Below are 26,947 nucleotides of genomic sequence, written 5' to 3'. Positions count from 1 at the left end.
GACCGGGTCGCGTCATGCGCGATCCGGTCCACCGCCCCTGTGGAAGGATAGGAACATGCTCCGTTGGCTCACTGCCGGAGAGTCGCACGGCCCCGAGCTGGTCGCGATCCTCGAGGGTCTTCCCGCCGGTATCCCCGTCCTGCTCGACGACATCCGCGCCGACCTCGCGCGCCGCAAGCTCGGCTACGGGCGCGGCGCCCGGATGAAGTTCGAGCAAGACGAACTCGCGATCTCCGGTGGCGTCCGCCACGGTCGCTCCCTCGGCAGCCCGATCGCCCTGCGCATCGGCAACACCGAGTGGCCGAAGTGGCACGACGTGATGAACCCCGAACCCGTCGACGCGGCGAAGATCGGCCGAGGCCGTGGCGCACCGCTCACACGGCCGCGGCCGGGTCACGCCGACCTCGTGGGCATGCAGAAGTACGGCTTCGACGAAGCGCGGCCCGTGCTCGAGCGAGCCAGCGCCCGTGAAACGGCCGCGCGCGTCGCGCTCGGCGCCGTGGCCCGCTCGTTCCTCGGCGAGCTCGGCATCACCCTCGTCGCGCACACACTCGCCATCGGCCCGGTGCGAGTGCCCGAGGGGCGCCCACTGCCGACGCCCGATGATGTCGAACTCCTCGATGCCGACCCGCTGCGCTGCTTCGATGCCGAGACGTCGACTGCAATGGTCGCCGAAGTCGATCTCGCTCACAAAGAGGGCGACACGCTCGGTGGCGTCGTCGAGGTACTCGCGTACGGAGTGCCTCCGGGCCTCGGCTCGCACGTGCACTGGGATCGCCGACTCGATGCACAGCTCGCCGCCGCGCTCATGGGCATCCAGGCGATCAAGGGCGTCGAGGTCGGCGACGGCTTCCTCACGACCACGCGTCGTGGCTCGGCGGCGCACGACGAGCTGCACGTGGCCGATGGCCTGATCTCGCGCGCGAGCGACCGGGCCGGTGGCACCGAAGGCGGCATGTCGACCGGCACGGTGCTGCGCGTGCGCGCGGGCATGAAGCCGATCGCGACCGTGCCCCACGCGTTACCGACCGTCGATGTCGCTACAGGTGAGGCGGCGGCAGCTCACCACCAGCGATCCGATGTCGTCGCGGTCCCCGCCGCGGGTGTCGTCGCCGAGGCCATGGTCGCCCTGACGCTCGCGAACGCCGTGCTCGAGAAGTTCGGCGGCGACTCGATCGACGAGACCCGCCGCAACCTCGAGTCGTATCTCGCGGCCATTCCCGAGACGCTCCGCACCGCCGGCGCCTCGGTGCCGGCTGATGCCGATCGTGTCTGAGAGCCGTCGTCTCACCCTGCCGATCGTGCTCGTCGGCCCGATGGGTGCCGGCAAGTCACGGGTCGGACAGCGGCTCGCAGCGACGGCGGGCGCGCCGTTCATCGACACCGATCTGCGCATCGTCGAGCGATACGGACCCATCGACGAGATCTTCGAGCGCGAGGGCGAGGAGTACTTCCGAGTGGTCGAACGCGAGGTCGTCGCCGAGGCGCTCCGCGAGGAGGCGGTGGTCTCGCTGGGCGGCGGTGCGGTGCTGCATCCCGACACGCGTGACGATCTCTCGGCACTTCCCGTCGTGTGGCTGCAGGTCTCGGCCTCGGCGGTCGCGCCGCGGCTCGCCGGCGGTACCCGGCCGCTGCTCGTCGAGGGCGGCCTCGAGCGATGGATCGCGATCCTCGAGGAACGCCGGCCGATCTACGACGACGTCGCCGACCTCGGCATCGACACCTCGCGACGCTCGGTCGCGAAGATCGTCGACGACATCACCGAGCACTTCGGAGGAGCACGATGACGACAGGTGGGGCACGCACGAGCATTCGAGTCGGCGGAGAGACCGGATACGACGTGATCATCGGCCGAGGGGTGCTCGCCGAACTGGGTGACGCGATCGGCGGCGCCGCGACCAAGGTGCTGATCGTGCACCCCGCGACACTGGGCGCGCGTGCGGCCGCACTGCGTGAGGCGCTCTCCGACCGATTCGAGGTGCTGCTCGCCGAGGTGCCCGACGCCGAGGCCGGCAAGCGCGTGGAGGTCGCAGCGTTCTGCTGGCAGGTACTCGGACAGGCCGACTTCACCCGCACCGACGTGGTCGTCGGCTTCGGCGGGGGAGCGATCACCGACCTCGCGGGATTCGTCGCCGCCACATGGCTTCGCGGCGTTCGCGTGGTGCAGGTGCCCACGACCGTGCTCGCCATGGTCGACGCAGCCGTCGGGGGTAAGACCGGAATCAATACCAATGAAGGCAAGAACCTCGTCGGGGCATTCCACGCGCCCGCCGCGGTGATCTGCGATCTCGACGTTCTCGGCAGCCTGCCGAAGAACGAGATCCTCGCTGGATTCGCCGAGATCGTGAAGGCGGGCTTCATCCGCTATCCCGAGATCCTCGACATCATCGAGGCGGATCCCGATGTCGCCACCGACCCGGCGTCTGCCGAATTCCGGCGTGCGATCGAGCTCGCGATCCAGATGAAGGCCGACGTCGTCTCCGAGGATTTCACCGAGCAGGGTCTGCGCGAGATCCTGAACTACGGGCACACGCTCGGCCACGCGGTCGAGCATGCCGAGCGCTACCAGTGGCGTCACGGCGCTGCCGTCGCGGTCGGCATGGCATTCGCGGCCGAGCTCGGCAGGCTCTCCGGCCGCCTCTCCGACGAGGTCGCCGACCGTCACAAGCGAGTGCTCGACCTGCTGAGCCTGCCGACCTCGTACCCGGCGGGCCGTTGGAACACCTTGCTCGCCACGATGCAGCGCGACAAGAAGGCTCGAGCGGGTCAGTTGCGATTCATCGTGCTCGACGACGTGGCGAAGCCCACCGTCATGCTCGCCCCCGACCAGTCGCTGCTCTTCGCGGCGTACCAGGAAATCGCCTCCTGACCGCGGCACGAGGGCGGATCACCGGTCTCCGCGCCGATCCGCCCTCGTTCCGAGCGTCGCGCTCAGTCGATCGCTGCCACTGCGATGTCGGGGTTGTCGCTGAACAGGCCGTCGATTCCCGCGTCGACGAACACCCGGATCTCGCCCGCGAGGTCGCCGATGCCGGCAGGGTCGGTGCTCGAGCGGTACTCGGCGGCGAGGAACGCGTTCTCGCGGCGGAACGTCCAGGCGTGCACGTCGAGACCGAGGGCGTGCGCGTCGGCGATCACCGGGGCGGGCTCGCCGAGGGTGCCGTCGGCGAGCCGGGGGATCGCCACGTTCTTCTCGACCCCGATGCCGTCGGCGTAGCTCGCGATCTCGGCGAGCCCGGCCGGAGTGACGAGATCTGCGTAGGTGCGCGCGTCACCGGCGACGGTGAAGTCGTAGGGGCGACCGCTCCCGTTGACGAGCTGTGCGATCGCGACGTCGGTCACGCGGTCGAGTTCACGCAGGTTGGCGACCTCGAAGCTCTGCACGATGACCGGGGCGTCGGCGTGGTCGAGACCGTTCGCGGCGAGCTCGGCGACCAGCGGTTCCTCGAGTGAGAGCCCGATCGAGTCGAAGTACGTCGGGTGCTTCGTCTCGGGGTAGACCCCGACCGGTCGTCCCTGGCAGCTGACCGAGTGCCGAGCGAGGTCCATGACCTCATCGAGCGTGGGCACCTGGTACAGCCCGTTGAACGCCGTGTTCTGCGGGCGCAGCTGCGGGAGCCGCTCGATCGCGCGAAGCGTCTTCAGTTCGGCCAGAGTGAAGTCCTCCGTGAACCAGCCGGACACCGAGCTGCCGTCGATCGTCTTCGTCACCTTGCGGTCGCTGAACTCGGGGCGGGCTGCGACATCCGTGGTGCCGCTGATCTCGTTCTCGTGGCGCGCCACGAGAACGCCGTCCTTCGTCGCGACCACGTCGGGCTCGATGAAGTCCGCGCACTGCGTGATGGCCGCCTGGTATGCCGCGAGCGTGTGCTCGGGCCGGTACCCGCTCGCGCCACGGTGGCTGACCACCGTGATGTCCGACGACGGGAGGCGCTGCTTCGTGAGGTCGATCAGGTCGAACTCGGTGTCATCGGGCGTTCCCGTGATGCGGGAATCGTTGCCCGGGTAGTTGTTGTCGTTGCCGATCAGCAGCCGCCCATCGCGCAACCGCACGACCGTTTCGAACGACTGAACCGGCAGGGAGAACACCTCGCCCGTGCCGTAGCCGTCGCCGGCTGCGAGTAGGTCGGGGTTCGCGATGTTCAGGGCATCGAGTACGAGCGTCTTCTCGACGTACCCCTCGGCATCGGTGCGCGAGAGGTCGATCTCGTAGACGCGTTTCGTGACTGCTTGGTCGCCTTCGAAGTCGTCGCGTTCGACCAGGAGCAGCACATCGCTGCGCACCGTGAATGCGTCACCGACGACGTTCGCGTCCTGATCGGTCTGGTAGCTCCAGGTGCGGTCGGTGTAGGCGCCGCGCTTCGTGTCGAACTCGAGGATCTCGCGTCGGCGCAGCTCGGTCTCGTCGGCGTATGCGCCCTCGAGTACCGGGTAGAGGTAGCGGCCGTTGTTCGAACCCGCGAGCGCCTCGAATCCGCGGCTCGCTCGAACGAGCGGTGTCTCGCCGGCGCCGAGATACGGGCTCTGCGGGGACTTCGCGCCGCCCGGCATCGGGAACGGCCGCTCGAGGAGGGTGCCGTCGGCGGAGAAGTGCAGCAGGAACGGCCCGAACTCCTCGCCGACCCAGAACGTGCCGTCTTTCGCGCGCACGATCGATTCGATGTCGAAGTCCGCGCCGGTGAGCAGGCGGTCCTCGGTGGTCTCGTTCACGATCGGGAAGTCGAGCACCCGGTTCGCGTCGTTGTACGAGACGAAACGCTCGATCTCGATCTCGCCAGGGCCGCCGTCAGCGGTCTCCCAGTCGGGCCGCACGAGGTAGTTGCGCAGCAGGAAGTCGGCCGAGTTCGCCTTCGATCCGAAGCCGTTGTCGGGCTGCGCCCAGAAGGTGCCGTCGCCGTTGTCGATCATCGCGGAGAAACCGGGAACGACCTGACCCGCAAAGGGACCGGTGCGACCGTTCGCGGCCGACGCGAGGGCGCCCGAGGCCGGACCCGATTCGAGGTGATCGGCCGAGAGCGTCGCCCGGGCGACCAGCGTGGGCTCGACCGTCTTCACGGTCGGCGACTGCGGCTCCCCGTTCCCGGCAGCATGCGCCGGGGTGGCGACGAGGAGGACGGCCGCGGTGGCGGCCGCTGCGGCCAGGGCCAGGATGCGCGTCGGCGCGTGTGCGATCTGATGTGCCATGCCGCAACCCAATCGTCCGCGGCGCACTCGGGAATGGCCGTCGGCGGTCGAGATGCCGACCACTCGGTGAACGCGGAGTGACCGCGCGCGGCGCTTCGGCGGCACGCCCTCTGGCGAGCTGGAGCGACGATGACTCAGGGTCGGCTCGGTAGGCTGGCCGCGTGACCTCCACGATCCTCGTCCTCAACGGACCGAACCTGAGCCGGCTCGGCACGCGCGAACCCGAGGTGTACGGCGACGAGACCCTTGCCGACATCGGCGATTCCCTCGCGACATCCGTGCCCGACGATGTCTCGCTCGACCTGCGCCAGACCGACGACGAGGCCGAGCTCATCGGATGGATCAATGAGGCGGTCGACCGACGGCTGCCGGTCATCTTGAACCCGGCAGCGTTCACGCACTACAGCTACGCGCTTCGCGACGCCGCCGCGCAGCTCAAGCAGGCGGGCGTTCCGCTCGTCGAGGTGCACCTGTCGAACCCGCACACGCGCGAGACCTTCCGGCACACGAGCGTGATCTCCGGCGTCGCCACCGGGGTGATCGCCGGCTTCGGCAGTGACTCGTACCGCCTGGCGATCGACTGGGTGCTGCGCAACGCCTGAAACGAACCGGTGGTCGGATGTCGCATCCGCTCGCCTCCCGCTCGCATTGGCGCGGTCGCAGGTGAGCGACTAAACTCGACCGACTGTACTTCTCCGGCCACTCGGCCGAGCCTCTTCGCAACTGAATGGAACACACACGCATGGCAAGCACCGCTGACATCAAGAACGGCGTCGTCCTCTCCATCGACGGCCAGCTCTGGAGCGTCATCGAGTTCCAGCACGTCAAGCCGGGCAAGGGCGGTGCGTTCGTTCGCACGAAGCTGAAGAACGTCGTCACGGGCAAGGTCGTCGATCGCACGTACAACGCGGGCGCGAAGATCGAGGTCGAGAACGTCGACCGCCGCGACTTCACGTACCTGTACGCCGACGGCGACGGCTTCGTGTTCATGGACGCGAGCGACTACGACCAGATCACCGTTCCGGGCACCGTCGTCGGCGACGCAGCGAACTTCATGCTCGAGAACCAGTCGGTGACGGTGGCGCTCAACAACGGCAACCCGCTCTACGTCGAGCTGCCTGCTTCGGTCGTGCTCGAGATCACGTACACCGAGCCGGGTCTGCAGGGCGACCGCTCGACCGGCGGCACGAAGTCCGCCACCGTCGAGACGGGCTACGAGATCCAGGTTCCGCTGTTCCTCGAAACCGGCACGAAGGTCAAGGTCGACACCCGCACGGGCGACTACCTCGGCCGTGTGAACGACTAGTGAGCGCTCGTACCAAGGCGCGCAAGCGCGCGCTCGACATGCTGTACTCGGCCGATATGCGCCAGGTGCCGGTCGAGCAGATGCTCGTCGTCGAGGCCGAGAAAGCGGTCGGTGAACCCGAGCGAGCCGCTTCCTGGCTGTACGCCCGCGAGATCGTCGACGGCATCGTCGACCATCGCGCTGAGATCGACGAGCTCATCGAGACGCATTCGCATGGCTGGACGCTCGAGCGCATGCCCGCCGTCGATCGCGCGATCCTGCGCATCGGGGTCTGGGAGATCATCCACAACGACGCCGTGCCCGACCCGGTTGCGATCTCCGAGGCCGTCGAGGCGGCCACGGTGCTCTCGACCGACGATTCAGCGGGCTTCGTCAACGGGCTGCTCGCGGCGATCTCGCACGCGAAGGCCTGACGCGTTCGCCGCGAGGTGCGGCCGAACGGGATAGACTTGCTCGAGTTGACAACCTTTAAGGCCGTCCTGTGAGGCGGAGAAGGGAGTCGTTTGATGGCACGCGCCGTGTTGAATCAGGCTGACCTCTCGCGGGCATTGACCCGTATCTCGCACGAGATCCTCGAATCCAATCGCGGAAGTTCGAACCTCGTCATCCTCGGCATTCCGACGCGTGGCGTCTTCCTCGCCCGCCGCATCGCCGAGACGATCGCACGCATCGAGCCCGATGCCGCTGCACCGCCGACGGGCGCTCTCGACGTCACGATGTACCGCGACGACCTCACCCGAACGCGCACGCGCACGCCGCATCCGACGGAGCTGCCTCCGGGCGGCATCGACGGCAAGACCGTCGTGCTCGTCGACGATGTGCTGTACTCGGGCCGCACGATCCGCGCGGCCTTCGACGCACTGAGCGATCTCGGCCGCGCCCGCGCGGTGCGGCTCGCCGTGCTCGTCGACCGAGGTCATCGCGAGTTCCCCATCCGTGCTGATTTCGTGGGGAAGAACCTGCCGAGTTCGGCCCGCGAGCGCGTCAACGTGCGCCTGAGCGAGATCGACGGCGACGACGCCGTGACGATCGATGAGGGCGGAGCATGATGCGGCACCTGCTGAGCACCCGGGAACTCTCCCGCGAGCACGCGGTCGAACTGCTCGACATCGCGGAGGACATGGCCGCCGTACAGGAGCGAGAGGTCAAGAAGCTTCCGACGCTGCGCGGCAAGACCGTGGTGAACCTCTTCTTCGAGGACTCCACGCGCACCCGCATCTCGTTCGAGGCCGCCGCGAAACGGCTCTCGGCCGACGTCATCAACTTCAGTGCCAAGGGATCGAGCGTCTCGAAGGGCGAGAGCCTGAAAGACACGGCACAGACCCTGCAGGCGATGGGCGCCGACGGCGTCGTCATCCGCCACCACGCGTCGGGCGCTCCGCACACGCTCGCGACCAGCGGCTGGATCGACGCCGGCGTCGTCAATGCCGGCGACGGCACCCACGAGCACCCGACGCAGGCGCTGCTCGATGCCTTCACGATGCGTCGGCGCCTGCACGGCACGGCGTCGCGCGGCCGTGCCCTCGACGGCGTGCGCGTCGTGATCGTCGGCGACGTGCTGCACTCGCGTGTGGCACGGTCGAACGTCTGGTTGCTTGCCACGCTCGGGGCGGAGGTCGAGCTCGTCGCCCCGCCGACCCTCGTGCCCGTCGACACCTCCTCCTGGCCCGCCGCCGTCGGCTACGACCTCGACGCGGCGCTCCGGCGCACGCCGGATGTCGTCATGATGCTGCGCATCCAGGCGGAACGCATGCACGCGGCGTTCTTCCCGAACAGTCGCGAGTACGCACGCACGTGGGGTCTGGACGACGCCCGGTTCGATGCGTTGCCCCCCGGTACGATGGTGATGCACCCCGGCCCGATGAACCGTGGGCTTGAGATCGCCGCCCGCGCAGCCGATTCACAGCAGTCGACGGTGCGCGAGCAGGTCGCGAACGGAGTTTCAGTGAGAATGGCCGCCCTGTACCTGTTGCTGTCCGGCGATCGGGGGGATGCCTGATGAACGAGCGTTTCCTGATCACCGGAGCCGGCCTTCCCGACGGTGGACGCGCTGACATCCTCCTCGAGGGTGGCATCATCGCCGAAGTCGGCAGCATCGCGGATGCCGCGGGCGCCACAATCATCGATGCCGATGGGCTCATCGCGCTGCCCGGCCTCGTCGACCTGCACACCCACCTCCGGGAGCCGGGATACGAGCAGAGCGAGACCGTGCTCACGGGTACCCAGGCGGCTGCCGCGGGCGGATTCACCGCCGTCTTCGCGATGGCGAACACGTTCCCGGTCGCCGACACCGCCGGGGTCGTCGAGCAGGAGGCGAGCCTCGGGCGCGCCGCAGGCTATGCCACCGTGCAGCCGATCGGGGCGGTGACGGTCGGGCTCAAGGGCGAACAGCTCGCCGAGCTCGGCGCGATGGCCCGCTCACGTGCGAACGTGCGCGTCTTCTCCGACGACGGCTTCTGCGTCTCCGACCCGCTGCTCATGCGCCGCGCCCTCGAGTACGTCAAAGCCTTCGACGGCGTCATCGCCCAGCACGCGCAGGAGCCGCGGCTGACGGAGGGCGCGCAGATGAACGAGGGGGCGCTCTCGGGCGAGCTCGGCCTCACCGGATGGCCCGCCGTCGCCGAAGAGTCCATCATCGCGCGCGACGTGCTGCTCGCCGAGCACGTGCGCTCGAGACTGCACGTCTGCCACGTGTCGACCGCCGGCTCGGTCGAGGTGATCCGCTGGGCCAAGGCCCGCGGCATCGACGTGACCGCCGAGGTGACGCCGCACCACTTGCTGCTCACCGAAGACCTGATCGCCGGCTACGACCCCAGGTTCAAGGTGAACCCGCCGCTCCGCCGCAGCGAAGACGTCGACGCGCTGCGTGCGGCATTGGCCGACGGCACGATCGACATCGTCGCGACCGACCACGCCCCGCACCCGCTCGAGGCGAAAGAGAGCGAGTGGCAGGCGGCCGCCAACGGCATGGTCGGCCTCGAGTCGGCGCTCGCGGTCGTGCACGCCGCGATGGTCGAGACGGGCCTCATCACCTGGGGGGATGTCGCTCGCGTGATGTCGTCCGCTCCGGCCCGCATCGGCCGGCTGCACGGCCACGGCGAGTCCATCGCCGCGGGGGCGGCACCCGAGCTCACGCTCTACGACCCGGCGGCCGCGGCGGAATTCGATCTCGACCGACTCGCCGGGCGCAGCACGAACTCGCCGTACCTCGGCCGCCGTCTGCCGGGGCGTGTCGTGGCGACGTTCCACCGCGGCTACCCGACGTTCCTCGACGGCACCGTGCGCCCGCATGACGAGGTCGCCGGCAACGCGGCATCCGTTTCGGGGGCCGAGCATGGATAAGGTGATCGGCGTCGTCGTCGCGGTCGTGATCGTCGCCCTCGCCGGCTGGCTCATGTATCGCTCGTGGAGGCGTCGCACCTCGCGCGACGAGACGCTCGGCTCGTATCCCGTTCCCGAAGCGCACGGCGCGCCCCTGCTCGAGACCGAGGTGCTCTACGTCGCGACCACGCCCGTCGGCGAGCCGCTCGAGCGTCTGGCCGTGCGCGGGCTCGCGTTCCGCGGCTCCGCTCGCATCGAGGTGCTTCCCGACGGCGTGATCCTACGCATCGCAGGAGAGTCGACGACCTTCATCCCGGCCGACCGGCTCGCCGGCGCGCAGCTTGCGAGCTACGCGATCGACCGCGGCGTCGAACCCGAGGGCCTCATCGCCCTCACGTGGCTCGCACACGAACGCGAAGCAGCCGAGCACGCCGAACCCCGCGTCGACAGCTACGTTCGCGCCCGATATCCGGGCGACTCGACCAAGATCATCCAGGCCGTCAACGACATCGCCGCGGCGCCAGCCGCGCGTCGACAAGAAGACATCGCCGCGGCGCCGGTCGCGCGTCGACAAGAAGACATCGCCGCAGCGCCAGCCGCGCTCCGGCCAGAGCAGGAGAGTGAGGCCTCGCATGACTGAGACCCCCACAACGACCGGCGAGCGCGCCGTGCTCGTTCTCGAAGACGGTCGGCGGTACGACGGCCGCGCCTACGGTGCACGCGGCCGCACCCTCGGAGAGGCGGTCTTCGCCACCGGTATGACCGGCTACCAGGAGACCCTGACCGATCCGTCCTACGCGGGCCAGATCGTCATGATGACCGCGCCGCACATCGGCAACACGGGCATGAACGACGAAGACATGGAATCCTCCCGCATCTGGGTCGCGGGGTTCATCGTGCGCGACCCCTCACGGGTCGTGTCGAACTTCCGCTCGCAGCGGAGTCTCGACGACGACCTGGCTGCGGCCGAGGTGGTCGGGATCAGTGGCATCGACACCCGAGCGCTCACGCGCCACCTCCGCTCGGCCGGTGCGATGCGCGCCGGAATCTTCTCGGGCGACGATGCGCTGCTGACACCCGGGGAACAGCTCGATCTCGTGCAGGGCGGCGCTGCGATGGCCGGCGCGAACCTCTCGGGCGCGGTCTCGACGACCGAGTCCTACTCGTTGCCGGCAGTGGGCGAGCGGGTCGGCTCGGTCGCGGTGCTCGACCTCGGCGTGAAGACGTCGACGCTGAAGTACCTCGCTGAGCGAGGCTTCGACGTGCAGGTCGTTCCGCAGTCGATCACGGCAGAGGAAGTGCTCGAACTCGCTCCCGACGCACTGTTCTTCTCGAACGGGCCGGGCGACCCCGCGGCATCCGATCAGCATGTCGAGCTGCTGCGCACCACGCTCCGTGCCGGGTTGCCCTACTTCGGCATCTGCTTCGGCAACCAGCTGCTCGGCCGCGCACTCGGCTTCGGCACCTACAAGCTGCCGTTCGGCCACCGAGGCATCAACCAGCCGGTGCTCGACAAGGCGACCGGCCGGGTCGAGATCACGGCGCACAACCACGGGTTCGCGGTCGATGCGCCCATCGACCGGGTCAGCGAGTCGAGCGAGGGCTTCGGCCGCGTCGAGGTGAGCCACTTCGACCTGAACGACAACGTCGTCGAGGGACTGAACTGCCTCGACATCCCGGCATTCAGCGTGCAATACCACCCGGAGTCGGCGGCCGGACCGCACGACGCGAACTACCTTTTCGATCGATTCCGCGACATGGTCATCGCGAACACCTCGACGAGCTCAGCGACCGAAGGAAGCAACGAGTAATGCCCAAACGCGACGACATCAACAGCGTCCTCGTCATCGGATCGGGTCCGATCGTCATCGGCCAGGCCGCGGAGTTCGACTATTCGGGCACCCAGGCCTGCCGTGTGCTGCGCGCCGAGGGCGTGCGAGTCATCCTCGTGAACCCGAATCCGGCCACGATCATGACGGACCCCGACTTCGCCGACGCGACGTACATCGAACCGATCACTCCCGAGATCATCGAGTCGATCATCATCAAAGAGAAGCCCGATGCGGTGCTGCCGACGCTTGGCGGGCAGACCGCCCTGAACGCGGCGATCGCCCTGCACGACGCCGGGATCCTCGACAAGCACGGCGTCGAACTCATCGGCGCGAAGGTCGACGCGATCCGCAAGGGCGAAGACCGTCAACTCTTCAAGGATCTCGTGATCGAGTGCGGCGCCGACGTGGCCCGCTCGCACGTCGCGAAGACGCTCGAGCAGGCGAAGGAATTCGCGCTCGACCTCGGGTACCCGCTCGTGGTGCGCCCCTCGTTCACGATGGGCGGCCTCGGCTCGGGCTTCGCCTACACCGAGGAAGACCTCGTGCGCATCGTCACCCAGGGACTGCACGATTCCCCCACGACCGAGGTGCTCCTCGAGGAGTCGATCCTCGGCTGGAAGGAATACGAGCTCGAACTCATGCGCGACACGGCCGACAACACGGTCGTCGTCTGCTCGATCGAGAACGTCGACCCCGTCGGCGTGCACACGGGTGACTCGATCACTGTCGCGCCGGCTCTGACGCTGACCGACCGCGAGTACCAGAAGCTCCGCGACATCGGCATCGACATCATCCGCGCCGTCGGCGTCGACACCGGCGGCTGCAACATCCAGTTCGCGATCGACCCCGCCGACGGACGCATCATCGTGATCGAGATGAACCCGCGCGTGTCACGTTCGAGTGCACTGGCATCGAAGGCGACCGGCTTCCCGATCGCCAAGATCGCCGCGAAGCTCGCCATCGGCTACCGGCTCGACGAGATCCCCAACGACATCACGCGGGTCACGCCGGCGAGCTTCGAGCCGACGCTCGACTACGTCGTCGTGAAAGTGCCCCGGTTCGCGTTCGAGAAGTTCCCGGCCGCCGACCCGACGCTCACGACGACCATGAAGTCCGTCGGCGAGGCGATGGCGATCGGCCGCAACTACGCCACGGCGTTGCAGAAGGCGCTCCGCTCGCTCGAGAAGCGCGGTTCATCCTTCCACTGGGGCGACGAAGCGCGAACGGCCGAGGAGCTGCTCGAGGCATCCAGCACCCCGACCGACGGCCGCATCGTGCTGGTGCAGCAGGCGCTCCGCAAGGGTGCCACGCTCGAGCAGTTGTTCGAGGCGACGAAGATCGACCCGTGGTTCCTCGACCAGATCGTGCTCATCAACGAGGTCGCCGAGACGATCGCGGCCGCCGAGAACCTCGACACCGAACTCCTGCTGCTCGCGAAGAACCACGGGTTCTCCGATGCGCAGATCGGCCAGCTGCGCGGCTTCGGCGAGGCCGACGCGCGCGAGGTGCGCCACATCCTCGGGATTCGCCCGGTCTACAAGACCGTCGACACGTGTGCGGGGGAGTTCCCGGCGCTCACGCCGTACCACTACTCGAGTTACGACCAGGAGACCGAGGTCGAACCGAGCGATCGCAAGAAGGTCGTCATCCTCGGCTCAGGTCCGAACCGCATCGGCCAGGGCGTCGAGTTCGACTACTCGTGCGTGCACGCGTCGTTCGCCCTCTCGGCAGCGGGCTTCGAGACGATCATGATCAACTGCAATCCCGAGACGGTCTCGACCGACTACGACACGAGCGACCGGCTCTACTTCGAGCCGCTCACGCTCGAAGACGTGCTCGAGGTCATCCACGCCGAGTCGCAGTCGGGTGAACTCGTCGGCGTCGTCGTGCAGCTCGGCGGCCAGACGGCGCTCGGGCTCGCTCGCGGTCTCGAGGCCGCAGGCATCCCGATCCTCGGCACGAGTCCCGACGCGATCGACCTCGCCGAAGAGCGAGGCCTGTTCTCGGGCATCCTCGACGCTGCGGGCCTGCTCGCCCCGAAGAACGGCACGGCGATCGACCTCGCCGGCGCGGTGCACGTCGCCGAAGGCATCGGCTACCCGGTGCTCGTGCGTCCGAGCTACGTGCTCGGCGGCCGCGGCATGGAGATCGTCTACGACTCGCCGTCGCTGGCCGACTACTTCGCCCGCATCGAGGGACAGGGCATCGTCGGGCCGAATCACCCGCTCCTCGTCGACCGATTCCTCGACGACGCGATCGAGATCGACGTCGACGCGCTCTACGACGGCACCGATCTCTACATCGGCGGCGTCATGGAGCACATCGAAGAGGCCGGCATCCACTCCGGCGACTCGAGCTGCACCCTGCCCCCCGTCACGCTCGGCCGGTCAGAGGTCGATCGGGTGCGTGTGGCCACGCGGGCGATCGCCGAGGGCATCGGAGTGCGCGGCCTACTGAACGTGCAGTTCGCGATCGGTGCCGGCGTGCTCTACGTGCTCGAGGCGAACCCTCGGGCCAGCCGCACCGTGCCCTTCGTCTCGAAGGCGCTCGGCATTCCGTTGGCGAAGGCGGCCTCGCGCATCATGGTCGGCGCCACCGTCGCCGAACTCATCGCCGAGGGGATGCTGCCGGCGAACGACGGCTCCCGGGTGCCCTTCGATGCACCGGTCGCCGTGAAGGAAGCCGTGCTGCCGTTCAACCGCTTCCGCACTCGCGAGGGCATCATGGTCGACTCCGTGCTCGGCCCCGAGATGCGCTCGACCGGCGAGGTCATGGGCATCGACAAGGACTTCCCGACCGCGTTCGCGAAGAGCCAGCTCGCCGCGTACGGCGGTATGCCGACGTCGGGCACGGTGTTCGTCTCGGTCTCCGATCGTGACAAGCGTTCGATCATCCTCCCGGTGCTCCGACTGCAGCAGCTCGGCTACGACATCGCCGCGACCGAGGGCACCGCCGAGGTGCTGCGGCGCAACGGCATCCGTGCGCAGGAAGTGTTGAAGTTCAGCGAGAAGACGAGCGAAGATGCTGCGTCGGTCGTGGAGCTGATCCACCGCGGCGAGGTCGATGTCGTGGTGAACACCCCGAGCGGGCGCTCGTCGCGGGCCGACGGATACGAGATCCGTGCCGCGGCCGTCGCCGCCGACATCCCGCTGTTCACGACCATCGCCGAACTGTCTGCGGCCGTCGCCTCGCTCGACGTGCAGCGCGACGGCTTCGAAGTCACGAGCCTGCAGGAGTACCAGCTCCGCCGGGAGGCGAACGCATGACCGAGGTGACGCCGTTCGGCGAGCGGCTCGAGGCGGTGTTCGCCGCCTACGGCAAGCTCTGCGTCGGCATCGACCCGCATGCCGCGCTCCTCGAGCAGTGGGGTCTGCCCGACTCGGCCGAGGGCGTGCGCGAGTTCGGTCTGCGCGTCGTTGACGCCGCGGCCGGCCGCACCGGCATCGTGAAGCCGCAAGTGGCGTTCTTCGAACGGCACGGTGCGGTCGGCTACGCGGTGCTCGAACGCATCATGGCCGAGGCACGCGACGCCGGCCTGCTCGTGATCGCCGACGTGAAGCGTGGCGACATCGGCACGAGCGTCGAGGCGTACGGCCAGGCGTGGCTGCGTCCGGGCTCGAGCCTCGAGGCCGACGCGATGACGATCAGCGCGTATCAGGGGCTCGGTTCGATCGAGGGTGTGCTGGCCGCTGCGGAGTCGGCGGGCAAGGGACTGTTCGTCCTCGCCGCGACCTCCAACCCCGAAGCCGCCGCGATCCAGCGTGCCGTACTCCAGCAGTCGAGTCGGGCCGGCAGCACGGTCGCCCAGGCGATCACGAGTGGTGTGATCGGCTGGAACCAGGGGCGAGCGGATGCCGCGAACCACTCGCTCGGCTCGGTCGGCGTCGTGCTCGGCGCGACGATCGACCTCCGCACCTCCGGCATCGACCTCGACACCGACCCGCCCAAGCCAGGCCTGCCGGTGCTGGCCCCCGGCTTCGGACATCAGGGCGGGGAGCTCTCCGACCTTCGCGCGATCTACGGATCACTCGCTGGTGGCGTGATCGTGAGCGAATCGCGGTCGCTGCTCGGCGTCGGGCCCGACGCCCTCGCCGAAGCCGTGACCCGCCGCGTCGACGAGGTGGGGTCTGCGAGTGTCTGAGCACGAAACCGCCTCCGCTTCCGTCTCCGCCGCACGGCAGTCGCCTCCCGATGTCGACCGGGTCGCGGCATCCCGTGCCGCTGTCGCCGCGCGGCGCGCGCGGGCGAGCGTCAAGTCCGCCATCGCCGCCGGAACGCGAAGCCCCCTCGATGTGCTGCGCGAGGCGTCCGACTCGCCCGATGGCGTGGAAGGACGCCTGCGGGTCACCGAATTCCTGACCTCCATTCCCGCGATCGGGCAGACGAAGACGACGCGCATCATGCAGGAGCTCGAAATCTCACCGTCGAAGCGACTCGGCGGTCTCGGGCGACTCCAGCGTCGACGCCTTCGCGAGTTCCTTGCGGATTGGGTCGCTGCCCATGGCGGCACAGGCGATCGACTCGTCGTATTGGCCGGGCCCACCGCGGTCGGCAAGGGGACCGTGGCCGACTACATTCGTCGCCACCACCCCGACGTACGACTCTCGGTGTCGGCGACGACGCGGCCGCCGCGGCCGGGCGAGGTCGAGGGCGAGAGCTACTTCTTCGTCGATGACGCCGAGTTCGACCGCCTCGTCGAGAAGGGCGAGCTGCTCGAGTGGGCGACCGTGCACAACGCCTCCCGCTACGGCACGCCCCGCAAGGCGGTCGAAGAGGCGATCGCCGCCGGCAACAGCGTCCTGCTCGAGATCGACATCCAGGGCGCGCGCTCGGTTCGCCGCGCAGCGCCCGAGGCGACACTGGTCTTCCTGCTGCCGCCGAGCTGGGACGAACTCGTGCGCCGGCTCGTCGGTCGAGGCACCGAAAGCCCCGCCGAGCAGCAACGGCGGCTCGAGACCGCGAAGGTCGAATTGGCGGCCGTCGACGAGTTCGATCACCAGGTCGTCAACCACGACGTCGCCGAAGCCGCGCGAGAGGTCGTAGACTTGATGAGATCTCGCAAGGGTCGGCGTTGAGCTGCCCTCCTCACGACTTTCCGCGCACTGCGGGTGCGCACACCACGATCAAGGAGTCATTCCATGGCTGAGAAGCTGTCCGGCATCATCGATCCGCCCATCGACGACCTGCTCTCGAAGGTCGACTCGAAGTACCAGCTCGTGATCTTCGCGTCGAAGCGCGCGCGCCAGATCAACGACTACTACGCCGACCTGCACGAGGGCAGCCTCTTCGACAACGTCGGTCCGCTGGTCGACTCGTCGATCGACGACAAGCCGCTCTCGGTCGCACTGCACGAGATCAACGAAGACAAGCTCCGGCTCCGCCCGATCGCCGAGTGATCCGGAGGGCCGGATGACTCGGCTCAACATCGTCGTCGGCATCACCGGCGGCATCGCCGCGTACAAGGCCGTCGGCGTCGTTCGCGCCCTCGTGCTCGCTGGGCATGATGTGCACGTCGTGCCGACCCAGGCTGCGCTGCGCTTCGTCGGAAGGCCGACACTCGAGGCGATCTCGCGCAACCCGGTGCACACCGAGCTGTACGAGGGCGTCGCCGAGGTGCGCCATGTCGCCATCGGCCAGGCCGCCGACCTCATCGTCATCGCCCCGGCGACGGCGAACTCCATCGCGAAGCTCGCCGCAGGCCTCGCCGACGACCTGCTCGGCAACACGGTGCTCGCGAGCGTCGCTCCCGTCGTCATCGCCCCGGCGATGCACACCGAGATGTGGCGGCACCCGGCCACGCAGGCGAACATCGCGACGCTGCGCGAGCGCGGGGTCACGATCGTCGGTCCGGCGGTAGGTCAGCTCACGGGCGCCGACAGCGGCCCCGGTCGCATGGAGGAGCCCGACGAGATCGTGCGCGCTGCACTCGAACGCGCGGCGAACCCTCAAGCGCGACCGGATTCCACCACCGCGCCCGGCGACCTCGCCGGTCGTCACGTGGTCGTGACCGCCGGCGGCACGCGTGAGCCGCTCGATCCCGTTCGGTTCCTCGGCAACCGATCGAGCGGAAAACAGGGCATCGCCATCGCCGAGGCCGCCCGGGCGCGCGGTGCGCGGGTCACCCTCGTCGCGGCCAACCTCGAGGTCGCAGAACCCGTCGGCTGCGACATCCGCAGGGTCTCGACGGCGCTCGAGCTGCAGCGGGCCGTGACCGATGCCGCCCGTGGCGCCGACGTCGTCGTGATGGCGGCCGCCGTCGCCGACTACCGCCCCGCGAACGTCAGCGAGGCGAAGATCAAGAAAGACCAGAGCGACGACGGGCTGACGCTCGAGCTCGTCCGCAATCCCGACATCCTCGCGGGCCTCGGCCATGGCGAGCATGACGGCACGGTACTCGTCGGGTTCGCGGCGGAAACCGAGGCCGACGACGACCGCCTGCTCGAGCTCGGCCGGGCCAAGCGCGAGGCGAAGGGCGCCGACCTGCTCGTCGTCAACCGCGTCGGCTGGAACGAGGGCTTCGCCGGTGACGAGAATCGCATCATCGTGATCGGCCCCGACGGCGGTGTCGTCACACGAGCACACGGAACGAAGCTGTCGGTGGCGCATGACATCCTCGACGTGGTTGTCTCGGTTACGACGACCGCGGCGCCTGCCGCGAACACCACGAAGGAATCCGATCCCGCATGACCGCACTTCGCCTCTTCACCTCCGAGTCCGTGACCGAGGGGCATCCCGACAAGCTCTGCGATCAGATCTCCGACTCGATTCTCGACGCGTTGCTGCGTGAAGACCCGAACAGCCGGGTCGCGGTCGAGACGCTCGTGACCACGGGCCTCGTGCACGTCGCGGGCGAGGTCACGACGAGTGGGTACGTCGAGATTCCGGCGATCGTGCGCGAGCGGGTCACCTCGATCGGGTACGACTCCTCCGACGCGTGGTTCGACGGGCGTTCGTGCGGCGTCTCGGTGTCGATCGGCGGGCAGTCGCCCGACATCGCTCAGGGCGTCGACCATGCCTTCGAGTCGCGCGAGCGCGCGAGCATCGACGCGCTCGACCAGCAGGGCGCCGGCGACCAGGGCATCATGTTCGGCTACGCCACGCGCGAGACGCCCGAGCTCATGCCGGTGCCGATCTGGCTCGCGCATCGTCTCGCCGAGCGGCTCGCGGCCGTACGAAAGAACGGCGAGCTCGATTACCTGCGACCCGACGGCAAGACCCAGGTCACGGTCGGCTACGAGGGCCAGGTGCCGCAGACGGTCGAGACGGTGGTGCTCTCCACCCAGCACACGCTCGCGGTCTCGACCGAGCAGCTGCGCGCCGAGGTCGAAGAGCTCGTGATCCGGCCCGTGCTCGACACGGTCGAACTCGCTCGCCCCGAGCTCGATGTGCTCATCAACCCCACCGGCAGGTTCGAGGTCGGCGGCCCGCAGGGCGACGCCGGCCTCACCGGTCGCAAGATCATCATCGACACCTACGGCGGCGCGAGCCGGCACGGTGGCGGCGCCTTCAGCGGAAAGGACCCCTCGAAGGTGGACCGTTCGGCGGCCTACGCCATGCGCTGGGTTGCGAAGAACGCGGTCGCCGCGGGGCTCGCCGACCGACTCGAACTGCAGGTGGCGTACGCGATCGGCAAGGCGGCACCCGTCGGCCTCTACGTCGAGACCTTCGGCACCGGCGTTCTCGCCGACGAGCAGATCATCGCCGCCATCCGCGAGGTCTTCGATCTGCGACCGGCCGCGATCATCCGCGATCTCGACCTGCTCCGACCGATCTACGCGCAGACCGCGAGCTATGGTCACTTCGGCCGGGAGCTGCCCGACTTCACGTGGGAGCGCCTCGACCGGGTCGACGACCTGCGCACCGCTGCCGGGCTCTGACGTGGCCGGCGGCTCCGTCGCCCGCGTGCTCGTCGACTCGCCGTTGCCCCAGCTCGACCAGCTCTTCGACTACGCCGTGCCCCAGCGGTTCCACGAGACGGCGCGCGCCGGCGTGCGAGTGCGCGTGCCGCTGCGGTCGGGTGGGCGCATCGCGAACGGCTGGCTCGTCGAGCTCGCCGAATCGAGCGCGTTCGACGGGCGACTGAGCGAACTCGAAGACGTCGTCTCCGAAGTGCCCTTGCTGATGCCTGAGGTGTGGGCGCTGGCGCGCGCGGCGGCCGATCGCGCGGCCGGCAATGCCGGCGACATCCTGAGGGTGGCGATTCCCAGCCGGTACGTGCGCGCCGAGCGTGCCTGGCGTGCCGCGGAGCCCGATTCCGGCGACCTGCCCGCGCCGGCGGCGCCGATTCCCGGCTACGAGGTCGGGCGGATCGAAACCGGCATCGAGGCGGGCGAGCGGATGTCCCTGGCCGCGGATCCACGACCGGTGCGGCTCGACTCGGGCGAGTGGGTCGGGGCCTGGGCGGCGACCCTCGCCGCGGCCGCTGCGCACACGCTCGCGCGCGACCGCTCGAGCCTCATCATCGTGCCCGACTACCGCGATCAGGAACAGCTCCAGGCGGCGCTCGCCGATCGCCTCGACGCGCGTCGCGTGCTGCGCACCGACGCACGCCAGACGGGCGGTGAGCGGTTCCGTTCGTTCCTCGACGCCACCGGGCCCGACGCCCGGGTCATCATCGGCAACCGTTCGACGGTCTATGCGCCGGCGAGCCGGTTGGGTCTGATCGCCATCTGGGACGACGGCGACTCGTTGCAGAACGAGCAACTCGCGCCCGGCGTGCACCCGCGCGATGCCGCCCTCATCCGGCAGGAGCAATCCGGGGCCGCCCTGCTCTTCCTCGGCCACACCCGCAGCGTCGAGGTCGAGCGTCTCGTCGAGATCGGCTGGGTTCACGACGTGCCGGCGATCAAGCACGTGCGGCCGCGCATCATTCCGACCGAGCAGCAGTCCGCGCCCGAGCCGGGCTCAGCGCGCATCCCGTCGAGTGCCTGGCGCGCGGCGCAGCAGGCGATCCTCGAGGGGCCCGTGCTCGTGCAGGTCGCGCGCCCGGGTCACGCGCCGCTGCTCGCCTGCGATCGGTGTCGCGAGCCGGCCCGGTGCGTCGCGTGCGGCGGGGCACTCGTCGTGCCGCGCAGTGGCGGCGATCCTCGGTGCGTGCTCTGCGGCACGAGCGCGAGCACCTGGCGCTGCCCGGTCTGCGAGTCCCCGAAACTGCGCGCGGCAACGGTGGGGGCGAGCCGAACGGCCGAAGAGCTCGGGCGGGCATTCCCGACCTCGCGGGTGATCCTCTCCGACGGCGAACGGCCGGTGCTGCGCGTCGGCGCGGAGCCGGCACTCGTGGTGGCGACGCGGGGGGCCGAGCCGATCGCCGACGGCGGCTATCGTGCGGTGCTGCTCCTCGATGGCGAGCGCATGCTGTTGCGCGAATCACTTCGGGTCGCCGAGGACTGCCTGCGTTGGTGGTCGAATGCCGCGGCGCTCGCGACGCCCGGATCACCGGTCTACCTCGTCGGCGTCGCCGGTGCGCTCGCGAGCGCCTTCGCCGGCTGGCGACAGGCGGAATGGGCGCGGGGCGAGCTGGCGAGCCGGCGCGCCCTGCGCTTCCCGCCCGCGGTGCGCGTCGCCAGCGTGACGGCGTCGCCGGCGCTCGTGGCCCGGGCGCTCACCGCCGCGCGCGAGGCCGCAGACGGCGTCGATGCGCTCGGCCCGGTCTCGGCCGACGAGGGGCTCGAGCGAGCGATCGTGCGGTTCGAGTACTCGGCGGGAGCGGCCGTGGCGAAGACGCTCAGGGCTGAGATGATCCGCGTCGCGACCGAGCGGCGGCGGCCGGTCACGGGTCGGCCGCCGAAGCGTCCTTCGGTGCTGCGGGTGCGCTTCGACGACCCCGAGGTGCCGTAGCCGCGGCCCTGTCGGCGACAATGGAGTGTGCAGAAGCTCCGCATCGTCTTCGCCGGCACTCCTGCCGTCGCCGTTCCGTCGCTCGAACGCCTCGCGGCGAGCGGCCATGATCTCGTCGGCGTCGTCACGCGGCGGCCCGCGCCGCTCGGGCGCAAGCGGCTCCTGACCCCGTCTCCGGTCGCGCAAGCGGCAGGCCAGCTGGGAGTGCCGCTCATCGAGGTGAATCGCCTCGATGCCGACGCTGCAGCCCGGGTCGCTGACCTCGCGCCCGATCTGGGCGTCATCGTCGCCTACGGCGGGCTGGTTCGCGAACCCCTCCTCTCGACGCCGGTGCACGGGTGGATCAACCTGCACTTCTCCCTGCTCCCCGTCTGGCGCGGCGCCGCCCCCGTGCAGCACACCCTCATCGCCGGCGATGAGGTCGCCGGCGCAGCGGTCTTCCAGCTCGTTCCCGAGCTCGATGCCGGTGCGGTCTTCGCGACCCTGCGGCATCCGCTCGGTGGTGATGAGACGGCCGGGGAACTGCTCGACGAGCTCGCCGTCTCGGGTGCGGAACTGCTCGCGGACGTCGTCGACGACATCGCGGCGGGCACCGCGCGTGCGAGTGCGCAGACGGGCGATCCGAGCTTCGCGCCGAAGCTCGCCATCGACGACGCGCGCCTCGACTGGTCGCTCCCCGCTGCCGCGGTGCATGCACGGTTCCGCGGCGTGACGCCCGAGCCCGGCGCATGGACGATGCTCGACGAGCAGCGCGTGAAGGTCGCCGAGCTCGCCCGCATCGTCGATGCCGTCGATGTGCCGGGCCTGGCGCCCGGTGAGCTGCGCCTCGACGCGCGGCGGCTGCTGATCGGCACCGCCACGACGCCGCTCCAGCTGCGACGAGTGCAGCCGGCCGGCAAGCCGGTGATGGACGCCGCCGACTGGTGGCGCGGCACCGGGCGAATCACGGCGGTGGCCCGATGAGCGGCGACGACGCTGCAGGCCGCGGTGCTCGCGAGGGTCGTGGCGCGCCAGGGAAGCGCGGCGCACGTGCCGGGCAGCCGCGCCGCGCCGAGGGCGCCCGAGCGTCGAAGCCGCTCATCGCGCCGGCCAGGATCGTCGCGGCCGAGGTGCTCGAGGCGGTGCGGGCAGACGAGGCGTATGCGAACCTGTTGCTGCCGGTGCGCATCCGCCGGGCCGGTCTCGACCGGGCCGATGCGGCGTTCGCAACCGAGTTGACCTATGGCACGCTGCGCATGCAGGGCTTCTACGATCGCGTCATCGAGCTCGCCGCGAATCGCCCGGCCGGCGCGATCGATCCGGCGGTGCTCGACGTGCTGCGGCTCGGTGCGCACCAGCTGCTCGCCACGAGGGTCGCCACCCACGCCGCGGTCAATGAACAGGTCGAGCTCGCTCGGCGGGTGGCGCCGAAGGCGGCGGGATTCGCGAATGCCGTGCTCCGCACGATCTCGCGCACGACGCCGGAAGAATGGCGCGAGCGCGTCGTCGAGGACTCGGTCGGCGTCGATGCCCGGTTTGCGGGGGCGACGAGCCATCCCGAATGGATCGTGCGTGCGCTTCGCACTGCCCTCGATCGCGAGGGCCGTGCCGATGAGCTCGAAGCGCTGCTCGACGCCGACAACGCCGCGCCGCGGGTGAACCTCGCCGTGCTGCCCGGACTCGACGTCGACACCGACGAAATCGACGGTTTCGAACCGGACCGGTTCTCGCCGATCGGCGGTGTCACGGCCGATCCGATCGCCGCCGCCGAGGGCTCTCGCGGGCGTATCCGCGTGCAGGACGAAGGATCCCAGCTCGCCGCGCTCGCGCTCAGTCGCGCCGTGCCCGTGCGGCCGGGGGAGCGCTGGCTCGACCTCTGCGCCGGGCCGGGCGGCAAGACCGCGGTGCTCGCCGCCGAGGCGCTGAGCGGTGGTGGCGTCGCGCTCACGGCGAACGAGGCCGTGCCGGCGCGCGCCGAACTCGTGCGCAACGCGATCTCGGGCGTCCCGCTCGACGTCGAGGTGCACGTCGGCGACGGCCGCGACCTCGATCTCGGTGCGCTCGGTGCGCCCGGCGGCTTCGACCGGATTCTGCTCGACGCGCCCTGCACGGGCCTCGGTGCGCTGCGCCGGCGCCCCGAGGCACGGTGGCGCAAGACGCCGGCGGATGTCGCGGAGCTGACGAAGCTCCAGGGTGAGCTGTTCGACAGCGCATTCGCAGCGCTCGCACCCGGCGGGATCCTCGCGTACGTGACCTGCTCCCCGCACACCGCGGAGACGCATGGCACGCTCGGCGCGGCACTTCGGAGGGCCGGCGATGCAGCGGTGCAGCTCGACACGCGCGCCGTCGTCGAAGGGGTGTCGCGGCATCCGCTCGACCTGGCCGGCGATGCAGAGACCGTGCAGCTGTGGCCGCACCGGCACGGCACCGATGCGATGTTCATCGCGCTCGTGCAGAAGCGACGCGACATCGGCGACGAGGCAGCCGGCGTGCTCGGCGCGGATCGATAGGGTGGCTGCATGACGACGCGGATCAACCCGAGCATCCTCGCTGCCGACTTCGCGAACCTCGAGCACGAGCTCGGGCGCATCGCGAGCGCCGATCTCGTGCACGTCGACGTCATGGACAACCATTTCGTGCCGAATCTCACCTTCGGCCTGCAGATGGTCGCGCGTCTGCAGCAGGTCAGCCCGATTCCGCTCGACGTGCACCTCATGATCGACGACCCCGACCGCTGGGCGCCGGCATACGCCGAGACGGGGGCGTTCTCGGTGACCTTCCATGCCGAGGCGGCCGCCGATCCGGTGGCGCTCGCGCGACGACTCCGCAGCCTCGGTGCACGAGCCGGCATCGCACTGAAGCCGGGTACCGACGTCGAGCCGTACCTCGAATTGCTGACCGAGTTCGACCAGGTGCTCGTGATGACGGTCGAGCCCGGGTTCGGCGGCCAGTCGTTCATGGCCGAGACCATGCCGAAGCTCACCCGGCTCGCGAGCACCGTGCGGGAGAGCGGCCTCGACGTCTGGCTCCAGGTCGACGGTGGCATTTCGCTCGACACGATCGGCATCGCGGCCGAGGCGGGCGCGAACACCTTCGTCGCCGGTTCTGCGGTCTTCGGTGCCGAGGTGCCCGCCGACCGCATCGTCGAGCTTCGTGACGCCGCGTCCTCGCACACCCACACGCACCGGTAGCCTAGAAGGGTGAAGACCTTCGACGACCTCTTCGTCGAGCTCGAATCCAAAGCCCGAACCCGCCCTGAAGGTTCTGGCACGGTGCGCGAGCTCGACGCCGGCGTGCACGCCATCGGCAAGAAGATCGTCGAAGAGGCGGCCGAGGTGTGGATGGCCGCCGAGTATCAGAGCGACGACGAGACGGCAGAAGAGATCTCGCAGTTGCTCTACCACCTGCAGGTGCTGATGCTCGCGAAGGGGCTCGCGCCCGCCGACGTGTACCGACATCTCTGATCACGCTCATGGCCGATCAGAACCGTCGACACGAAAGCCAGAACATGCTCCGAATCGCCGTGCCCAACAAGGGCTCGCTCGCTGAAACCGCCGCCCAGATGCTCTGGGAGGCGGGCTACACCGGTCGCCGCGATCCGCGCGACCTGCACACCGCCGACCCCCGCAACGGGGTCGAGTTCTTCTATCTTCGTCCGCGCGACATCGCGACGTACGTCGGCTCCGGCGCTCTCGATGTCGGCATCACGGGCCGCGATCTCCTCCTCGATTCGGGTTCGGATGCCTCCGAGATCGCGCCACTCGGATTCGGCGACTCGACGTTCCGCTTCGCGGGTCCGGCGGGCGCGTTCTCCGAACTGGCCGACCTCGACGGCGTTCGCGTCGCGACGAGCTATCCCGGACTGGTCGGATCGTTCCTGGCCGGTCGCGGCGTCTCCCCGGCGAAGCTCGTGAAGCTCGACGGCGCCGTAGAGTCCGCGGTGCGGCTCGGCGTCGCCGATGCGGTCGCCGACGTCGTCTCAACGGGCTCGACGTTGCGCCAGGCCGGTCTCGAGATCTTCGGCCCGGTGATCCTCGACTCCGAGGCGGTGCTCATCGGCTCCGGTGTCGACAAGCCCGGTGCTTCGACGTTGCTCCGCCGGCTGCAGGGCGTGCTCGTCGCGCGCCAGTACGTGCTGCTCGACTACGACGTGCCGCTCGAGCACCTCGAGCGGGCGACGGCGGCAGCGCCCGGGTTCGAATCCCCGACGGTCTCGCCGCTGCACGACCCCGAGTGGGTCGCCGTGCGGGTGATGATCCCGCGGGTCGACATGAACCACGTCATGGACGAGCTGTACGAGCTCGGGGCGCGGGCGATCCTCGTCGGCGCCATTCACGCGGCGCGGTTGTGAGAGCGCAGTGTCCCTCGCCGTCCGTGTGATCCCGTGCCTCGACGTGGCCGCAGGCCGCGTCGTGAAGGGCGTCAATTTCCAGAACCTGCGCGATGCCGGTGATCCCGTCGAGCTCGCTGCGCGCTACGCCGAGCAGGGGGCAGACGAGCTCACGTTCCTCGACGTCACCGCGACGGTCGACGATCGCTCGACCACCTACGACATGGTGCAGCGTGTCGCAGAGCAGGTCTTCATCCCGCTCACGGTTGGCGGCGGCATCCGCTCGGTCGACGACGTCGCTCGACTGCAAGGCCACGGTGCCGACAAGATCGGCGTGAACAGTGCCGCGATCGCGCGCCCGTCGCTGATCGCCGAGATCGCCGACCGCTTCGGCGCCCAGGTGCTCGTGCTCTCGCTCGACGTCAAGCGTTCGCCGAGCACCTCCTCCGGCTTCGTCGTGACGACCCACGGCGGGCGCACCGAGACCGAACTCGACGCGCTCGACTGGGCGCGGCGGGCGATCGAGCTCGGCGCCGGTGAACTCCTCGTCAACTCGATCGATGCCGACGGCACGAAGCAGGGCTTCGATCTCGAGCTCACGGCGCTGATGCACGAGCTTTCGAGCGTGCCGGTGATCGCCTCCGGCGGCGCGGGCAGTGTCGCGCATTTCGCGCCCGCGATCGCGGCGGGCGCCGATGCCGTGCTCGCGGCATCCGTGTTCCACAACGGCGAGCTGTCGATCGGTGAGGTGAAGGCCGCGCTGGCGGCCGACGGGAGGATCGTGCGATGAGCACCGAATCGACGGTCGGCGAGGCGCTCGACCGCGCCGTGTTCAACTCCGACGGCCTGCTGCCAGCCGTGATCCAGCAATGGGACTCCGGCGAGATGCTCATGCTCGGCTGGATGGATCGCGAGGCGCTGCGACGTACCCTCACCGAGGGTCGTGTCACGTTCTGGTCGCGCTCGCGCCAGGAGTACTGGCGCAAGGGCGACACCTCGGGGCATGCCCAGTACGTGCGGTCGGCGGCGCTCGATTGCGACGCCGACACCCTGCTCGTTCGGGTCGAGCAGGTCGGGGTGGCATGCCACACCGGCACTCGCACCTGTTTCGACGGCGACCCGATCGCCGTGACCGCCGGATTCCCGCCCGCCGACTGA

Annotated in this window: 26 protein-coding genes; 25 read left to right on the top strand and 1 reads right to left on the bottom strand. The window is 69.5% G+C overall.

Translation table 11 applies throughout. The features are described 5' to 3' along the window. Positions 1-55: 55 nt before the first annotated feature. Genes aroC through aroB form a run of 3 tightly spaced genes read left to right on the top strand, consistent with a single transcriptional unit; the run spans position 56 to position 2,869 of the window. Positions 56-1,276: a chorismate synthase gene (gene aroC, locus AC6CH0_RS13975; protein ID WP_498101868.1), complete on the top strand. Its 1,221-nt coding sequence runs from the start codon at positions 56-58 to the stop codon at positions 1,274-1,276. Beyond that, complete coding sequence (locus AC6CH0_RS13970; protein ID WP_498101866.1) at positions 1,269-1,787, top strand: shikimate kinase; 519 nt, start codon at positions 1,269-1,271, stop codon at positions 1,785-1,787. The genes aroC and AC6CH0_RS13970 overlap by 8 nt, the downstream gene beginning before the upstream one ends. After that, complete coding sequence (gene aroB / locus AC6CH0_RS13965; RefSeq protein WP_498101864.1) at positions 1,784-2,869, top strand: 3-dehydroquinate synthase; 1,086 nt, start codon at positions 1,784-1,786, stop codon at positions 2,867-2,869. The genes AC6CH0_RS13970 and aroB overlap by 4 nt, the downstream gene beginning before the upstream one ends. Before the next feature lie 62 nt (positions 2,870-2,931). On the opposite strand, the gene AC6CH0_RS13960 is transcribed toward aroB, so the two are convergent. Continuing rightward, a complete protein-coding gene (locus AC6CH0_RS13960) occupies positions 2,932-5,184 on the bottom strand; it encodes an esterase-like activity of phytase family protein (RefSeq protein ID WP_498101862.1) in 2,253 nt (750 codons plus the stop codon). A gap of 161 nt (positions 5,185-5,345) precedes the next feature. Here AC6CH0_RS13960 and AC6CH0_RS13955 point away from each other — a divergent pair, with 161 nt between their 5' ends. From AC6CH0_RS13955 to hisI, 22 genes are all read left to right on the top strand, one after another. Continuing rightward, positions 5,346-5,786 carry a type II 3-dehydroquinate dehydratase gene (locus AC6CH0_RS13955; RefSeq protein WP_498101860.1) on the top strand — a complete coding sequence of 147 codons (441 nt, stop codon included), beginning with the start codon at positions 5,346-5,348 and terminating at the stop codon, positions 5,784-5,786. Between the two features lie 140 nt (positions 5,787-5,926). Continuing rightward, positions 5,927-6,490 carry an elongation factor P gene (efp, locus tag AC6CH0_RS13950; RefSeq protein ID WP_498101858.1) on the top strand — a complete coding sequence of 188 codons (564 nt, stop codon included), beginning with the start codon at positions 5,927-5,929 and terminating at the stop codon, positions 6,488-6,490. Next, on the top strand, positions 6,490-6,903 hold the full coding sequence (gene nusB, locus AC6CH0_RS13945; RefSeq protein ID WP_498101856.1) for a transcription antitermination factor NusB: 414 nt from the start codon (positions 6,490-6,492) through the stop codon (positions 6,901-6,903). The genes efp and nusB overlap by 1 nt, the downstream gene beginning before the upstream one ends. Positions 6,904-6,993: 90 nt before the next feature. Further along, on the top strand, positions 6,994-7,539 hold the full coding sequence (gene pyrR / locus AC6CH0_RS13940; protein ID WP_498101854.1) for a bifunctional pyr operon transcriptional regulator/uracil phosphoribosyltransferase PyrR: 546 nt from the start codon (positions 6,994-6,996) through the stop codon (positions 7,537-7,539). Continuing rightward, positions 7,539-8,489, top strand: a complete 951-nt coding sequence (locus AC6CH0_RS13935; protein ID WP_498102284.1) for an aspartate carbamoyltransferase catalytic subunit — start codon at positions 7,539-7,541, stop codon at positions 8,487-8,489. The genes pyrR and AC6CH0_RS13935 overlap by 1 nt, the downstream gene beginning before the upstream one ends. Beyond that, a complete protein-coding gene (locus AC6CH0_RS13930; protein WP_498101852.1) occupies positions 8,489-9,832 on the top strand; it encodes a dihydroorotase in 1,344 nt (447 codons plus the stop codon). The genes AC6CH0_RS13935 and AC6CH0_RS13930 overlap by 1 nt, the downstream gene beginning before the upstream one ends. Then, a complete protein-coding gene (locus tag AC6CH0_RS13925; protein WP_498101850.1) occupies positions 9,825-10,451 on the top strand; it encodes a PH-like domain-containing protein in 627 nt (208 codons plus the stop codon). The genes AC6CH0_RS13930 and AC6CH0_RS13925 overlap by 8 nt, the downstream gene beginning before the upstream one ends. Next, the gene (gene carA / locus AC6CH0_RS13920; protein ID WP_498101848.1) at positions 10,444-11,622 is read left to right on the top strand and encodes a glutamine-hydrolyzing carbamoyl-phosphate synthase small subunit; all 1,179 of its coding nucleotides are present in this window, start codon (positions 10,444-10,446) and stop codon (positions 11,620-11,622) included. The genes AC6CH0_RS13925 and carA overlap by 8 nt, the downstream gene beginning before the upstream one ends. Continuing rightward, positions 11,622-14,909 (top strand): carbamoyl-phosphate synthase large subunit, encoded by a 3,288-nt coding sequence (carB, locus tag AC6CH0_RS13915; protein ID WP_498101846.1) that lies wholly within the window; start codon positions 11,622-11,624, stop codon positions 14,907-14,909. Before carA ends, carB begins: the two co-directional genes overlap by 1 nt. After that, on the top strand, positions 14,906-15,784 hold the full coding sequence (gene pyrF, locus AC6CH0_RS13910; RefSeq protein ID WP_498101844.1) for an orotidine-5'-phosphate decarboxylase: 879 nt from the start codon (positions 14,906-14,908) through the stop codon (positions 15,782-15,784). The genes carB and pyrF overlap by 4 nt, the downstream gene beginning before the upstream one ends. After that, on the top strand, positions 15,777-16,718 hold the full coding sequence (gmk, locus tag AC6CH0_RS13905; protein WP_498101842.1) for a guanylate kinase: 942 nt from the start codon (positions 15,777-15,779) through the stop codon (positions 16,716-16,718). The genes pyrF and gmk overlap by 8 nt, the downstream gene beginning before the upstream one ends. Positions 16,719-16,781: 63 nt before the next feature. Beyond that, positions 16,782-17,039, top strand: coding sequence for a DNA-directed RNA polymerase subunit omega (gene rpoZ, locus AC6CH0_RS13900; protein WP_022891987.1), 258 nt, complete (start codon positions 16,782-16,784; stop codon positions 17,037-17,039). 13 nt (positions 17,040-17,052) lie between these two features. Then, positions 17,053-18,330 (top strand): bifunctional phosphopantothenoylcysteine decarboxylase/phosphopantothenate--cysteine ligase CoaBC, encoded by a 1,278-nt coding sequence (gene coaBC / locus AC6CH0_RS13895; RefSeq protein WP_498101840.1) that lies wholly within the window; start codon positions 17,053-17,055, stop codon positions 18,328-18,330. Beyond that, the gene (gene metK, locus AC6CH0_RS13890) at positions 18,327-19,520 is read left to right on the top strand and encodes a methionine adenosyltransferase (protein ID WP_498101838.1); all 1,194 of its coding nucleotides are present in this window, start codon (positions 18,327-18,329) and stop codon (positions 19,518-19,520) included. Before coaBC ends, metK begins: the two co-directional genes overlap by 4 nt. Before the next feature lies 1 nt (position 19,521). Further along, positions 19,522-21,480: a primosomal protein N' family DNA-binding protein gene (locus AC6CH0_RS13885; protein WP_498101836.1), complete on the top strand. Its 1,959-nt coding sequence runs from the start codon at positions 19,522-19,524 to the stop codon at positions 21,478-21,480. A gap of 27 nt (positions 21,481-21,507) precedes the next feature. Then, positions 21,508-22,443 (top strand): methionyl-tRNA formyltransferase, encoded by a 936-nt coding sequence (fmt, locus tag AC6CH0_RS13880; RefSeq protein ID WP_498101834.1) that lies wholly within the window; start codon positions 21,508-21,510, stop codon positions 22,441-22,443. Then, positions 22,440-23,969, top strand: coding sequence for an RsmB/NOP family class I SAM-dependent RNA methyltransferase (locus AC6CH0_RS13875; protein WP_498101832.1), 1,530 nt, complete (start codon positions 22,440-22,442; stop codon positions 23,967-23,969). Before fmt ends, AC6CH0_RS13875 begins: the two co-directional genes overlap by 4 nt. Positions 23,970-23,978: 9 nt before the next feature. Further along, positions 23,979-24,650: a ribulose-phosphate 3-epimerase gene (gene rpe / locus AC6CH0_RS13870; RefSeq protein ID WP_498101830.1), complete on the top strand. Its 672-nt coding sequence runs from the start codon at positions 23,979-23,981 to the stop codon at positions 24,648-24,650. Between the two features lie 9 nt (positions 24,651-24,659). Further along, entirely contained in the window at positions 24,660-24,923 is a 264-nt protein-coding gene (locus AC6CH0_RS13865; protein WP_498101828.1) for a phosphoribosyl-ATP diphosphatase, read from the top strand. A gap of 44 nt (positions 24,924-24,967) precedes the next feature. Further along, on the top strand, positions 24,968-25,810 hold the full coding sequence (hisG, locus tag AC6CH0_RS13860; RefSeq protein WP_498102282.1) for an ATP phosphoribosyltransferase: 843 nt from the start codon (positions 24,968-24,970) through the stop codon (positions 25,808-25,810). Positions 25,811-25,817: 7 nt separating this feature from the next. Next, positions 25,818-26,579, top strand: a complete 762-nt coding sequence (hisF, locus tag AC6CH0_RS13855) for an imidazole glycerol phosphate synthase subunit HisF (protein WP_498101826.1) — start codon at positions 25,818-25,820, stop codon at positions 26,577-26,579. Beyond that, a complete protein-coding gene (hisI, locus tag AC6CH0_RS13850) occupies positions 26,576-26,947 on the top strand; it encodes a phosphoribosyl-AMP cyclohydrolase (protein WP_498101824.1) in 372 nt (123 codons plus the stop codon). The genes hisF and hisI overlap by 4 nt, the downstream gene beginning before the upstream one ends.

The organism is Agromyces sp. GQ35 (assembly GCF_059758475.1).
The sequence above is the reverse complement of the archived record's forward strand: the minus strand, read 5'-3'. Positions and strand labels throughout refer to the sequence as shown.

Excerpts from the sequence above, each read along its gene's own strand:
- carA (WP_498101848.1), top strand. The coding sequence starts at position 10,444 with ATGACTGAGACCCCCACAACGACCGGCGAGCGCGCCGTGCTCGTTCTC.
- AC6CH0_RS13960 (WP_498101862.1), bottom strand. The coding sequence starts at position 5,184 with ATGGCACATCAGATCGCACACGCGCCGACGCGCATCCTGGCCCTGGCC.
- aroC (WP_498101868.1), top strand. The coding sequence starts at position 56 with ATGCTCCGTTGGCTCACTGCCGGAGAGTCGCACGGCCCCGAGCTGGTC.
- AC6CH0_RS13935 (WP_498102284.1), top strand. The coding sequence starts at position 7,539 with ATGCGGCACCTGCTGAGCACCCGGGAACTCTCCCGCGAGCACGCGGTC.
- pyrF (WP_498101844.1), top strand. The coding sequence starts at position 14,906 with ATGACCGAGGTGACGCCGTTCGGCGAGCGGCTCGAGGCGGTGTTCGCC.
- metK (WP_498101838.1), top strand. The coding sequence starts at position 18,327 with ATGACCGCACTTCGCCTCTTCACCTCCGAGTCCGTGACCGAGGGGCAT.
- hisG (WP_498102282.1), top strand. The coding sequence starts at position 24,968 with ATGCTCCGAATCGCCGTGCCCAACAAGGGCTCGCTCGCTGAAACCGCC.
- carB (WP_498101846.1), top strand. The coding sequence starts at position 11,622 with ATGCCCAAACGCGACGACATCAACAGCGTCCTCGTCATCGGATCGGGT.
- AC6CH0_RS13875 (WP_498101832.1), top strand. The coding sequence starts at position 22,440 with ATGAGCGGCGACGACGCTGCAGGCCGCGGTGCTCGCGAGGGTCGTGGC.
- aroB (WP_498101864.1), top strand. The coding sequence starts at position 1,784 with ATGACGACAGGTGGGGCACGCACGAGCATTCGAGTCGGCGGAGAGACC.
- AC6CH0_RS13925 (WP_498101850.1), top strand. The coding sequence starts at position 9,825 with ATGGATAAGGTGATCGGCGTCGTCGTCGCGGTCGTGATCGTCGCCCTC.
- hisI (WP_498101824.1), top strand. The coding sequence starts at position 26,576 with ATGAGCACCGAATCGACGGTCGGCGAGGCGCTCGACCGCGCCGTGTTC.
- rpoZ (WP_022891987.1), top strand. The coding sequence starts at position 16,782 with ATGGCTGAGAAGCTGTCCGGCATCATCGATCCGCCCATCGACGACCTG.
- efp (WP_498101858.1), top strand. The coding sequence starts at position 5,927 with ATGGCAAGCACCGCTGACATCAAGAACGGCGTCGTCCTCTCCATCGAC.
- coaBC (WP_498101840.1), top strand. The coding sequence starts at position 17,053 with ATGACTCGGCTCAACATCGTCGTCGGCATCACCGGCGGCATCGCCGCG.
- rpe (WP_498101830.1), top strand. The coding sequence starts at position 23,979 with ATGACGACGCGGATCAACCCGAGCATCCTCGCTGCCGACTTCGCGAAC.
- AC6CH0_RS13930 (WP_498101852.1), top strand. The coding sequence starts at position 8,489 with ATGAACGAGCGTTTCCTGATCACCGGAGCCGGCCTTCCCGACGGTGGA.